This is a genomic window from Psychromonas sp., assembly GCF_983033635.1.
Map to the genome: position 1 here is coordinate 8,662 of NZ_CEZLMY010000056.1, position 13,036 is coordinate 21,697.

The 13,036-nt window shown below is 39.3% G+C and carries 15 protein-coding genes; all 15 read left to right on the plus strand.

Translation table 11 applies throughout. From position 1 onward, the window contains the following. Positions 1–968: flagellar biosynthesis GTPase FlhF (gene flhF / locus AC4GME_RS09485; RefSeq protein WP_490379289.1), on the plus strand; the 968-nt coding region annotated here is incomplete at its 5' end. Positions 969–1,016: 48 nt separating this feature from the next. Then, entirely contained in the window at positions 1,017–1,886 is an 870-nt protein-coding gene (locus tag AC4GME_RS09490) for a MinD/ParA family protein (RefSeq protein WP_490375499.1), read from the plus strand. Next, positions 1,887–2,591 carry an RNA polymerase sigma factor FliA gene (locus tag AC4GME_RS09495; protein WP_490375498.1) on the plus strand — a complete coding sequence of 235 codons (705 nt, stop codon included), beginning with the start codon at positions 1,887–1,889 and terminating at the stop codon, positions 2,589–2,591. 155 nt (positions 2,592–2,746) lie between these two features. Beyond that, positions 2,747–3,130 carry a chemotaxis response regulator CheY gene (cheY, locus tag AC4GME_RS09500; RefSeq protein ID WP_490375497.1) on the plus strand — a complete coding sequence of 128 codons (384 nt, stop codon included), beginning with the start codon at positions 2,747–2,749 and terminating at the stop codon, positions 3,128–3,130. Positions 3,131–3,142: 12 nt separating this feature from the next. Continuing rightward, positions 3,143–3,898: a protein phosphatase CheZ gene (locus tag AC4GME_RS09505; RefSeq protein ID WP_490375496.1), complete on the plus strand. Its 756-nt coding sequence runs from the start codon at positions 3,143–3,145 to the stop codon at positions 3,896–3,898. Positions 3,899–3,909: 11 nt separating this feature from the next. Next, positions 3,910–6,114, plus strand: a complete 2,205-nt coding sequence (locus tag AC4GME_RS09510; protein ID WP_490375495.1) for a chemotaxis protein CheA — start codon at positions 3,910–3,912, stop codon at positions 6,112–6,114. 19 nt (positions 6,115–6,133) lie between these two features. Next, positions 6,134–7,321, plus strand: a complete 1,188-nt coding sequence (locus AC4GME_RS09515; protein WP_490375494.1) for a protein-glutamate methylesterase/protein-glutamine glutaminase — start codon at positions 6,134–6,136, stop codon at positions 7,319–7,321. Continuing rightward, a complete protein-coding gene (locus AC4GME_RS09520) occupies positions 7,314–8,066 on the plus strand; it encodes a flagellar motor protein (RefSeq protein WP_490375493.1) in 753 nt (250 codons plus the stop codon). The genes AC4GME_RS09515 and AC4GME_RS09520 overlap by 8 nt, the downstream gene beginning before the upstream one ends. Continuing rightward, complete coding sequence (locus AC4GME_RS09525; protein ID WP_490379290.1) at positions 8,066–9,010, plus strand: flagellar motor protein MotB; 945 nt, start codon at positions 8,066–8,068, stop codon at positions 9,008–9,010. The genes AC4GME_RS09520 and AC4GME_RS09525 overlap by 1 nt, the downstream gene beginning before the upstream one ends. A gap of 2 nt (positions 9,011–9,012) precedes the next feature. Next, positions 9,013–9,786: a ParA family protein gene (locus AC4GME_RS09530; protein ID WP_490375491.1), complete on the plus strand. Its 774-nt coding sequence runs from the start codon at positions 9,013–9,015 to the stop codon at positions 9,784–9,786. Continuing rightward, entirely contained in the window at positions 9,787–10,488 is a 702-nt protein-coding gene (locus tag AC4GME_RS09535) for a chemotaxis protein CheW (RefSeq protein WP_490375490.1), read from the plus strand. A 68-nt stretch (positions 10,489–10,556) separates the two neighbouring features. Beyond that, positions 10,557–11,045: a chemotaxis protein CheW gene (locus AC4GME_RS09540; protein ID WP_490375489.1), complete on the plus strand. Its 489-nt coding sequence runs from the start codon at positions 10,557–10,559 to the stop codon at positions 11,043–11,045. 12 nt (positions 11,046–11,057) lie between these two features. Further along, on the plus strand, positions 11,058–11,450 hold the full coding sequence (locus tag AC4GME_RS09545) for a DUF2802 domain-containing protein (protein WP_490375488.1): 393 nt from the start codon (positions 11,058–11,060) through the stop codon (positions 11,448–11,450). Positions 11,451–11,659: 209 nt separating this feature from the next. Beyond that, entirely contained in the window at positions 11,660–12,295 is a 636-nt protein-coding gene (gene ccmA, locus AC4GME_RS09550; RefSeq protein WP_490375487.1) for a cytochrome c biogenesis heme-transporting ATPase CcmA, read from the plus strand. Then, positions 12,288–12,956 carry a heme exporter protein CcmB gene (ccmB, locus tag AC4GME_RS09555; RefSeq protein ID WP_490375486.1) on the plus strand — a complete coding sequence of 223 codons (669 nt, stop codon included), beginning with the start codon at positions 12,288–12,290 and terminating at the stop codon, positions 12,954–12,956. The genes ccmA and ccmB overlap by 8 nt, the downstream gene beginning before the upstream one ends. The last annotated feature ends 80 nt before the right edge of the window (positions 12,957–13,036 follow it).

A 13,036-nucleotide genomic window follows, 5' to 3' on the forward strand; every position in this document is an offset into this window, starting at 1 on the left:
GCACTGCACCATCACGTAAAAGTGCGCCTGTCAGCCGTACTCATGATAATAAAGAGATTGCTAAAATCGGTGCAGAAGTCGCTTCTTTGCGTAAATTACTAGAGCACCAGGTCTCAGGTTTGATGTGGCAGGAGATGGAGCGTAAAGAGCCGATTAGAGCAATGGTTATCAAATGGTTAAGCAGTGCTGGTTTTTCCAACGATATAGCAGATCAACTTGCGAGTTATATCCCAGAAGACGCTTCAGCTACTGAAATTCAGGATTATATTCAGGCATTATTACAAGATAAGATTTGTATTGGCAAAAATGAAATTTTAGCTCAAGGCGGGGCTATTGCTCTGTTAGGTCCTACTGGGGTTGGTAAAACGACGACTATTGCTAAACTTGCCGCGCAATTTGCGATGAAATATGGTGCAGATCAAGTTGCACTCATTACAACGGATACTTATCGTATTGGCGCACATGAACAGTTAGCAACTTATGGTAAAATTATGGGCTGCAGCGTCCGTGTAGCAAAAGATGCAGATGAACTTTCGGAGATTTTATATCAGTTTAGAGAAAAACGTCTGGTGCTTATTGATACTGCTGGTATGGGGCAGCGCGATGTCAGGCTCTCAGAGCAATTAGATACACTAATGCGTAATAGCCGAGTTAATATTCGCAGCTATTTGGTGATCTCCTCTACAGCGCAACGCAGAGTTATTGAAGAAGCGCTCGAACACTTTAAACGTATTGCACTTTCTGGCTGCATATTAACCAAAGTAGATGAAAGTATTGGTTTAGGGGAAGTGCTTAGCGTTACCATGCAGCATGCATTACCAATTAGCTATGTGACAACCGGGCAGAGAGTGCCTGAAGATATCGAAATAGCCAAAACTGAAAATTTAATCAGTGGCACATTAGATATGATGAATCAGTTATTTGAACAACAGCAACACCAATGGTTTAGTAGCTTTGATAACGAATAAGCTTTATTGGGTATATTGAATTAACAATTTAAGATAATGAGTAATATAATGATTTCAGATCAAGCAAGCGGCTTAAGAAGAATGAAAAACAACCAAGTGAAAGTAGTTGCTATCACAGGTGGTAAAGGTGGTGTTGGTAAAACTAACGTTACTTTGAATATGGCAGTTTCGCTTGCACAAAGAGGCAAGCGTGTTTTAGTGCTTGACGCCGATTTAGGACTTGCAAATGTCGATGTATTATTAGGTATTCGTGTGACCAAAAACCTGTCTCATGTTTTATCTGGTGAATGCACTTTAGATGAGGTGATTGTGACTGGCCCTGAAGGAGTGATGATTGTTCCTGCAACCTCTGGTACTCAGTCTATGGTTGAGTTAACTGATGTAGAACATGCCGGCTTGATTCAAGCATTTAGCTCCTTGCAAACACCGATTGACATGTTATTAATTGATACTGCTGCAGGCATCTCTAATATGGTTGTTAGTTTTGCACAAGCTGCGCAAGATGTGGTAATGGTTGTTTGTGATGAGCCTACATCAATTACCGATGCCTATGCGTTGATTAAAATATTAAGTAAACAAAACGGTGTTTACCGTTTTAAAATTGTCGCCAATATGGTGCGTAGTCTCCGTGAAGGGCAAGACTTGTTTACTAAACTTACACGTGTAACCGATCGCTTTTTAGATGCCTCATTAGAGCTGGTTGCATGTATTCCATTTGATGGTAATGTGCGTCAAGCCGTTCGCAAACAAAAGGTTGTTGTGCAGGCGTTCCCGAAAACGCCGGCTTCTCTTGCATTCAAAGCGTTGGCAAATCGGGCCTGTGATTGGCCTATTCCACATCAACCTGGCGGACACCTTGAATTCTTTATTGAGAAATTGTTGCTTAATAATGTTGATGAAATGAGAGAGCTTCTATAAGTGATAAAAGCGCAAGGCTATTACAACAATACTTCTGATTTAATTGAGCGTCACGCTGAATTAGTGAAAAAAATAGCCTACCATCTAATGGCTAGACTGCCTGCAAGCGTGCTTGTGGATGATCTGGTGCAATCTGGCATGATTGGTTTATTAGAAGCAGCAAGAAACTTTGACGGTAGTAAAGGTGCCAGTTTTGAAACATTTGCCGGGATCCGTATACGTGGTGCAATGTTAGATGAGATGCGCAGAGGCGACTGGGTGCCTCGTTCTGTACATAAAAATAGTCGTAATATTGCCAGTGCAATTGCAGATGTGGAAAAACGCACCGGACGAGATGCTAAAGAGGCAGAAGTTGCAAAGCAGCTAAACGTTTCATTGCTTGAATACCAACAAATGTTACGTGATGTAAATTGCGCAAAACTAGTGGCGTATGAAGATCTGGCCGGTTCAGAAGAGGGGCTGACTGGAGTATCTGAAAATAATGACAGCACTTTTAACGAAGTGAGTGAAAATGAGTTTTCAAGTAAACTGGTAGCGATGATTAAACAGTTACCGGAGCGTGAGGCATTGGTACTGTCATTATATTATGATGAAGAATTAAATTTAAAAGAGATTGGTTTGGTGCTTGATGTCAGTGAGTCTAGAGTTAGTCAAATTCATAGTCAGGCACTGCATCGCTTAAAGGCGAAAGCGCAAGCAGCATAGATTCTAAGCAATATTGGTGGTTTGATAAGAGATGAGTCACAGTTGCACCAAGAAGCTTAGAAATCGAAGGTTATTATTGTGTATTTTATTTATATTTACTTATATTTATTTTAAGTAAATAAATTGAAAGATAAGTTTTTACTTAGGGGAATGTTTTGGATAGAAAAATGAAAGTTTTGATTGTTGATGATTTTTCAACAATGAGAAGAATAATCAAGAATTTGTTACGAGATCTTGGTTTTACAAACACGTTTGAAGCCGATGATGGTAATACTGCTTTGCCAATGCTTAAAGAGGGTGATTTTGAGTTTGTGGTAACAGACTGGAATATGCCAATTATGCAGGGCATTGATCTTTTAAAAGAGATCCGCAAAGATCCTAAATTAAAACATTTACCTGTTTTGATGGTAACAGCTGAAGCAAAACGTGAACAGATTATTGAAGCTGCTCAAGCTGGTGTAAATGGTTATATTGTAAAACCCTTTACTGCGGGCACATTAAAAGAAAAGCTAGATAAAGTTTTTGAACGATTAGGTTAAAAGGAGTTGAGAATGGCAAATGAATTAATGCCGTTACTCTCACTCTCACAAGCAAAAGCACTAGTCGCTCATTTAGAAGCGCAAGATATAAGTGCCGCAAATGAAATTGTAGAGAGTGCCAGTATAGCAACTGTAAATGAAGATGTTGTTTTTGATAAAGTTGGTGAATTAACACGTGAATTACATGATGCATTATTGAGCTTTCAAAATGATACTCGATTACTTGATATGGCAGGACAGGATATTCCCGATGCCAAAGATCGCCTAAATTATGTAATTGAAATGACAGATAAAGCTGCTAATAAAACCATGGATGCAGTTGATACTTGCTTGCCCATTGCCGATAAACTTATTGACAGTCTTGAGGCGGTGATGCCGAATTGGCAAGGGTTAATGAAAAGAGAATTAGCGCTTGGTGACTTTAAGATTCTCTGCCATCAAGTTGACGCTATGATTAAAGATTCAACAAATAGTGCATTAACTTTAAGAACTTCCCTTACTGATATTTTAATGGCACAGGATTTTCAAGATTTAACAGGGCAAATGATTCGACGTGTTATCGAATTAGTGCAAGAAATCGAATTAAAACTTGTTGGGATTTTGACCGTATGTCACGTGGGTGAAAACGAGTCAGATATTGACGAGTATGAAAATAACAGCAAGAAAGATATTGAAGCAGAAGGTCCAATTATCAACGCAGAACAGCGTGATGATGTTGTAAATGGGCAGGATGATGTTGATGATTTGCTTTCTAGTTTAGGATTTTAAGGAAACGGGAAATGACATTTGAAGTAGATGAAGAGATCCTGCAAGACTTTTTAGTTGAAGCAGGAGAAATTATAGAATTATTATCAGAGCAGCTGGTTGATTTGGAAAATAATCCAAATGACACTGAATTACTCAATGCCATTTTCCGTGGTTTCCATACTGTAAAAGGTGGGGCTGGATTTTTATCTTTAACTGAATTGGTTGAAACTTGTCACGGTGCTGAAAATGTATTTGACTGTTTGCGTCAAAATAATCGCAGTGTTGATGCTGCACTTATGGATACTATTTTAGCTGCATTAGATGTTATTAACGAACAGTTTGAAGCAGTAAAGTCAGGAGATGCCGTTAATGCCGCACCTGCCGAAATTCTTAAGCAGCTACATAAATTAAGTAAACCGGCATCGGAAGATGAAATTGATGAGATTAACGTTCCAGCAGCAGAAGCTGCAGTAGAACCCGTAGCAGAGCCTGTTGTTGAATCTGAGACTGTAGAAACTGCCAATGAGTCTGAAAGTAGCGTTGATGATATTACCGAAGCTGAATTTGACGCATTATTAGATGAATTGCATGGGAAATCTGGTTCTACAGTAACTGCTCCTGCCGCAACACCCGAAAATGCGGATATCAGTGAAGATGAATTTGAATCATTACTGGATGAATTACATGGTGTAGGTAAGCACTCAATGGTACCGGCTGGTGAAGTTGAAACAGAAACTGTCAGTGCAGGTAATGATATTAATGATGATGAGTTTGAATCATTACTTGATGAGTTGCACGGTAAAGGGGCTCATGGAGGCACTCCGGTTTCTGCTGCAGAAACTGCGGTTGTAGCTAACGGCAGTGATGAAATAACAGATGATGAATTTGAATCATTACTTGACGAATTACATGGTGCAGGCAAAAGTATCCAGACTGGTACTGAAGATAGACCTGCGCTAAAAACTCCGCCACCACCTGAAGTGAAACCACAACCTGTAGCAGCACCCGTCTCTACACCTGCTCCTGCTCCTGCCTCTAAAGCTCCAGTTGCGAAAAAAGCAGCTGTAGCTAAAGCTGAGCCTACAGTACGTGTTGATACCGCTATTCTTGATGAAATAATGAATATGGTCGGTGAATTAGTATTAGTGCGTAACCGTTTGGTAAGCCTTGAAGCGACCTCGGAAGATGAAGAAATCTCGCGCGCCGTTGCTAATCTTGATATTGTAACTGGTGATTTGCAGGGCTCTGTAATGAAAACGCGGATGCAGCCAATCAAAAAAGTATTTGGTAAATTCCCACGTGTTGTACGTGATTTAGCTCGCTCCTTAGGTAAAGATATTCGCCTTGAACTGGTCGGTGAAGAAACTGATTTAGATAAAAACTTGGTAGAAGCGCTAGCAGATCCTCTTGTGCATTTAGTGCGAAATTCGGTTGATCATGGTATTGAAATGCCAAACATCCGTATGCAGTCGGGAAAAGAGAAACAAGGTCGTGTTTTACTGTCAGCGTCACAGGAAGGTGACCATATTCTTCTGGTCATCGAAGATGATGGTGCTGGTATGGATGCCAATAAATTAAAACAGATTGCAATGGACAAAGGCATCTTAGATAAAGATGGCGCTGAGCGTATGTCAGACAAAGAAGCGTACTCGCTTATCTTTGCCCCTGGCTTTTCAACTAAAGTTGAAATTTCTGATATTTCTGGTCGCGGTGTTGGAATGGATGTGGTCAAAACAGGGATCACCAAATTAAATGGCTCGATCTCAATTGACTCTGCAATCGGTAAAGGTACTCGATTAGAGATTAAAGTACCGCTAACGCTGGCAATTCTACCAACGTTAATGATTGTGGTTGCGCAGCAAACCTTTGCATTACCTTTGACCAATGTAAATGAAATTTTCCATTTAGACTTAGCTAAAACAAATGTTGTTAACGGTCAGCTGACCATTGTGATACGTGAACGTGCAATTCCACTCTTTTATCTTCGTGACTGGTTAGCGCCAAATGCTGAACCAATTGAAAAAAGTAAAGGCGTGGGGCATGTTGTGATTGTACAGTTAGGCGTTCAGCAGATTGCTTTTGTTGTCGATGCTTTACTTGGTCAGGAAGAAGTGGTTATCAAAGCGTTAGATAAACTGTTATCTGGTACGCCTGGTATGGCTGGGGCTACAATCACCAGTGATGGTGGTATTGCTCTGATTCTTGATTTACCAAGCTTATTGAAACATTACGCATAATAATAAAATAGGATTTTGCATGGCGGTAAAAGTATTAGTTGTTGATGATTCAAGTTTTTTTCGTCGTCGAGTAAGTGAAATCATTAACAAATCACCTGCGTTAGAAGTGATTGCAACAGCGAATAATGGCTTAGAAGCCGTAGAAATGGTTGCTAAATTTAAACCTGATGTTGTCACCATGGATATTGAAATGCCGGTTATGGATGGCATTACTGCGGTGAAAAAGATAATGGCAACTAATCCAGTGCCTATTCTGATGTTTTCTTCGCTAACCCATCAGGGTGCAAGTGCGACATTAGATGCGCTAGAAGCAGGTGCCGCTGATTTTTTACCGAAAAAATTTGAAGATATTGCCCGTGATAAAGAGGAAGCAATCTCGTTATTGCAACAGCGAATTAAAGCGATAGCAAATCGCCGGGTACCTCGCGTTTTGACAACAACTGCGCCAGTAAAAGCAGAAACAGCTCCTACCAGAGCCCAAGCTAGCCCTGCATTATCTGCTTTAAAAAAATTAAACAGAAGCAGTGATGCAAGAGTTACTACACCTGTAACCAAACCTGTTGCTAACAAAGTTATGAGCAATGGTGCCCCGTTAGCCGCAACCAAGAAACATTTCAAAGCTTCTGGTAAGTCATATGATATCTTAGCAATAGGCACATCAACGGGTGGTCCTGTTGCTCTGCAGACTGTTTTGTCAGCGTTGCCTGCTAACTTTAAATTGCCGATATTACTGATTCAGCACATGCCTGGTACGTTTACTAAAGCGTTTGCTGACCGTTTAAATGGTATTTGTAAAATTAAAGTAAAAGAAGCAAGTGACGGGGATGTATTACAGCCAGGTTGCGCATACTTAGCGCCAGGTGGCAAACAGATGTTAGTAGATGGCCGAGCTGGGCATGGCAAAATTCGTATTCATGAAGGAAGCGAAAAACTCAATTACAAACCAAGTGTTGATATTACCTTTGCGTCATTATCAAAACTTTATGCTAATAAAGTGCTTGCTGTTGTTTTAACTGGTATGGGGGCTGATGGTCGGGATGGCGCGCGCATGTTAAAAGAGAAAGGCTCGGTTATATGGGCGCAAGATGAGGCAAGTTGTGTGGTTTACGGTATGCCTCAAGCGGTTGTTAAAGCGGGTATTGCGACAGAATCGTTAGCATTAGATCAAGTTGCTAAGCGTATTAAAGTAGAACTGAAACATGAATAAGCTTGGTTTTTTAGGCTTTTTTATTATTATATCGAGTTTGTTATTTGCACAAAGTTATCATGGTTCGTCAATAAAAGGCTTGTTTGATTTACCCGCTTTTTTAATCGTATTTGGCGGGACATTTGGAGCTGTTTTAGTACAAACTTCGAGTAAGCAGTTCCTGCATGCATTAACTCTTATCCCGCAAATATTTACTAGCCCACCCCTTTCACTTAGTGAACAGTCCAGAAAAATTCAAGATTGGTCATATAAATCACGACAACACGGGTTATTAAGTTTAGAGAAAGAAAGTGATGACGAACTTGATCCCTTTACTCAAAAAGGGTTGGCAATGTTAGTTGATGGTTGTGATCAATTAGCGTTGCAGGATATCTTACAACAAGATATAGACTTGGCTAGTGAGCATCATGAACGCAGTGCACAGATTTTTGAATCAATGGGCGGATACAGCCCTACAATTGGTATTATTGGTGCCGTTTTAGGCTTGATTCAGGCGATGGGCTATTTAGATCAACCCGATAAATTAGGTGAAGGTATTGCTGTTGCATTTGTAGCGACTATTTACGGTGTTGGTTTCGCTAATTTTATTTATTTACCCGTAGCGAATAAAATCCGATTATATTATCAATATGTGGCTCTGTATAAAGAGATGACCTTAATCGGCCTGATTGCCATTGCTCATGGTGATAATGGGTTGTTACTTGATCGCCGGTTAAGCGGTTATATTGATAGAGCATCTTATTAATGCGTGTTAGGCCACGCTCCCGCCTGCAAATGCACTCTGGCAATGATCTTAACCGCTGGACAGTTTCCTTTGCCGATTTTATGACTTTAATGTTCGCTGTTTTTGTTGTGTTATATGCGGTCTCATCGAGTAAGGAAGAAAAATATAAAGAGGTAATGTTAAGTATTCAAAATGCCAGCAAACTACTTAATCAATCGGTTTTCAGCTCTTATCGAGAAGGTATATTAAGCAAAGATAGCAATAGTATAATCGAGGATGCCGGGCCTGCAATGCTCTCTGAAGGAATGATTAACCAAGCAAACGATGAACTTTCAGATGTTGATACATTAAAGGCAGGTTGGGAGCTGAGTCAATTAAAACTCGAACTAGAAGCGTTATTCTTATCTGAGTTAGATAATGATTTGGTTAAGTTAGATCTCGATGGTGACTGGTTGACGATTGAAATGGGCGGGAAGTTACTGTTTGCGGGCGGAAGCCATACCCTCTTAATTTCTGCTACAGAGCAAATTGCTAAATTAGCGGGCGTATTAAAGCCTGTAAATAATATGCTAAGAATACGTGGTTATACTGATCAAAAAACAATCTCTAATGAAATTTACCGTTCTAATTGGGAACTTTCTGGTGCAAGAGCGTTTAGTGTTTTACATTTGCTAAATAAGTTTGGTATTGCCGGGCAGAGAATGGTAGTGGAAGCCTATGGTGAATATTACCCTGTTATCGACCAAAATGGCGATGTAGACAATTTAAAGAGCAGACGTGTTGTTATTGCTATCTCTAAGTATGCTTTAGTAGAGAGTGCACTCGCTAATGAGATAAAAAATACATTAGATAAAAACAAAAAAAACAGTCCTCAACCATCAGCTTTAGCAAAGCCAGATAGTGAAGAGATGCATGAACTGCATTTACCGAATAATCGATTAATTATTACTACAAGGCAGGAATAAAGTTGTTAGTTTGGACAGTGGCAAATCAAAAAGGAGGCGTAGGTAAAACAACAACAGTTATTTCATTGGCTGGTTTGCTTGCTGAGCGTGGTTTTCGGGTTTTATTGATTGATACCGATCCGCAGTCATCACTAACCAGTTACCTGCAATATGATTCCGATCAGCTTCCTGTTAGTTTGTATGATCTATTTGTGGAACCTGCACAAACTAAAGCTGAGTTAGCGCAAGTTATTTTACCGACTGAAATCACTAATATTTCATTAATACCAGCCTCAATGGCACTGGCAACGTTAGATCGCGTGTTGGGTGACAAAGAAGGTATGGGGCTATTTATGAAAAAGCAGCTAACATTAGTAGAAGATGATTTCGATTTTGTTTTAATTGACTGTCCACCTGTATTAGGGGTGATGATGGTCAATGCTTTAGCTGCTTGTGAAAGAATATTGGTACCAGTACAAACCGAGTATTTAGCATCCAAAGGATTAGAACGGATGATAAAAACGCTCGAAATCATGCAAAAGCCTCGCGTTGGAAATTTTGATTATTGTATTATTCCTACAATGTATGATAAACGAACTCGCGCATCATTAAATACGCTTGACGCATTAAAAAATAGCTATGCAAATAAAGTTTGGAATGGTGTAATCCCTGTCGATACAAAGTTTAGAGACGCAAGTTTAGATCATTTACCCGTTTCTATTTATTCACGACATTGTCGAGGCACATTTGCTTATGAAACATTACTTAATTACCTGTTACAAATTGAGCCGTACTAAATGAAAAATCATAATGACCAAGCAATTGAAAGTTATTTTACTTCCATGTTAAGCGAACAATTACCTGAAGATACTGTTACTGAAACACTCGTCGATGATGTCCAAGAGCAATTAGAAAGTTTACAACCAGCTGTCTCTATTTTACCTGAAACGCTTGTTTTTTCTGAACAAGAAGAAGCGATTGATGTTGCTGCAGCACCCCAATTATCAGAAACGGAAGCAGTTGCTACGCAAAAACAGGATGTATGGAAAAACTTAGACGTTGGCAATGAATTTCAGGTGTTGTTTTTTGAGTTGGCGGGGTTAACTTTTGCGGTGCCATTAACTGATTTAGGCGGCATTCATCATTTAGACTCATCACTTAATTCACTACTCGGTAAGCCTGATTGGTTTTCAGGTGTTATGGCGAAGGGTGAATCACTTTATAATATTGTTGATACTGCCAAATGGATAAACACAGGCGCGTCTTCTGAATCGTTAAATTACACCCATTATATTTTACTTGGCGCAACAGAGTGGGGGCTTTCTTGTGAAAAACTTCTGGGCACTGAAACGTTAACAACTGAACAAATAAAATGGCGGAAAGTACAAGGTAAAAGGCCATGGCTCGCTGGCATGGTTAAAGAAAAAATGTGCGCTTTGATCCATGCTGAAGAATTAGTTAAGCTGTTGAATAGCGGAATGAATATTCATGGCCATTAAGCACTGGAAAAATTAAAATTAACAACTAAGATAAACTCATTAACTCACCAAATTGAACAGAGAATATTATGAATAGAGAAGGCAATAAATCAGATAACTCTTCAGATGATGAAGTATTCCAACGAGTTACTTTTCAATTAGAAAATGAAACTTACGGTATTAATGTAATGCAGGTTCAAGAGATTTTACGTTACAGTGAAATTGCAGCGGTACCCGGCGCACCTGATTATGTATTAGGGATTATCAATTTACGTGGTAATGTTGTAACCGTTATTGATACTCGCTCTCGATTTGGTTTAATGCCAGCTGAAATTACCGATAATAGCCGCATTGTTATTATTGAAGCTGAAAAACAGGTCATTGGTATTTTAGTTGATAGTGTCGCTGAAGTTGTTTACTTGAAAAAATCAGAAATAGAAGACGCACCGCATGTCGGCACTGAGGAAAGCTCTCAGTTTATTCAAGGCGTTACCAACCGAGGTGATGGTTTACTTATTTTAGTTGATTTAAATAAGTTACTCAGTGATGAAGAGTGGGATGAATTAAGTCTTTTATAAATAGAGTCATAAATGTATTCACAATATATCCCTTGGCTAGCCTTAGTGTTAGCCTTTGTTTTTTTTATTATTAGTTACTTGTTAATAAATAAACTGACGAAGAAAACTGATGCGTTGCAGCTGCTTGTTAAATCATTGCTTGCGAGCAATGAATCGTTTAAAAAACAATTTGGCGAAATCCACTCCGGCAGTGTTGGGATGGGAAAAAAAATTCAGCAGTTAGATGCAGTTGTAAAAAAAACGCAGGAAAATCAGTTAAATCTTGTTGCGCAAGCACCTGAGAATAGACTTTATACTCGAGCGACTAAAATGGTTGAGTTAGGGGCGTCGATTGAAGAGTTAATGAATGAATGTGAGCTACCAAGAGCTGAAGCTGAATTACTGCTTAACCTGCATAAAAAATAGTTTTATTCCCAATCTTACTTCATGTTTAATTCCTTACTAAATATAAGTGTAAGCGTTTGTTTTATTGGCTGGTTTTATAGAATAAACGCTTGCTCATATTAACGATTGAACTTTATGACTTAGCATTATTATCTGTGCTAGGATCCAAAGCACACATAAATTCTCTTAATTCTAGGCGATTGTTCCATTTTAACTGTTAGGTTGTATTCATGCTTCACTGCAAAAAACTAACTTGCGTCCGCGAGGAACGAATCTTATTTAAAGATCTAAGCTTTACAGTTAATTCTGGTGAGATAGTCCAAGTTGAAGGACCCAATGGGGTAGGTAAAACATCTCTTTTTCGTTTGCTTGTTGGATTATCGACAGCTTATGCCGGAGAGATTTTTTGGCAGGGGCAAGTTATATCTTCCGATCGAGAATCCTTTTATCAGCAACTTTTATATCTCGGTCATAAAACTGGTATCAAACCAGAATTAACCGCATTAGAAAACCTGCAGTTTTTTCAACAAATGCATACAACTCATTCAGAGGTTAATTTATGGGATGTTTTAGCTAAAGTTGGACTAGCAGGTTATGAAGATATTACCACCTCGCAACTTTCGGCAGGGCAACAGCGGCGTGTTGCATTGGCTCGATTATGGCTCAATGATTGTCCATTATGGATACTTGATGAGCCCTTTACCGCCATCGATAAATCAGGTGTCGCCGTTTTAGAGGAGCTTTTTATTAAACACGCTCAAAATGGCGGCATTGTTCTGCTGACCACACATCAAGATTTAAGTATCGATTCAAGCTTGCATTCGAAAATAAGGTTGACCAAAGCAACTGGTGATTTATATGTTTAATGCTTTTGCTCAGGTTGTCAGTAAAGAATTGAAAGGCGCTTTTCGTCGCCAAAGTGATATCTTAAATCCAATCTGGTTCTTTATGATAGTCGTAACGCTTTTTCCTTTAGGTATCGGAACCGATCCTGCATTATTAAAACGCATTGCCCCGGGTATTATTTGGGTGGCAGCTTTATTGGCCGCTCTTTTATCTTTTGAGCGCTTGTTTAAAGATGATTTTATCGATGGCACGCTTGAGCAGTTAATGCTTACTCCATATCCGCTTGCTTGGTTGGCCTGTGCCAAGGTATTTGCTCACTGGTTACTTACTGGCTTGCCTATTTTATTGGTATCACCACTGTTAGCGACATTTTTATCACTTGATATGAATACTTATTTTGCGTTATTTTTAACACTTTTAATCGGAACACCGATTTTGAGCTTATTGGGCGCGATTGGTGTCGCTTTAACTGTTGGTTTACGTAAAGGCGGGATCTTATTAAGCTTAATCATGCTACCTTTGAGCATCCCGATTTTGATTTTTTCAACGATGGCGATTGATGCGGCAGCTTTTGGTCAATCATATTTAGGCTTATTAGCACTTTTAGGTGCGATGTTAGTTGCTGCAATCACCTTGGCGCCTTTTGCTATTGCCGCTTCATTGAGGGTTAGTGTCAGTTAAAATTTATGTAATTACTCAGGTCGTCGCCATTTAAGCTTATTTCCGCGTTGAAAAATGCTCATTTAAACGACTAAACTGCG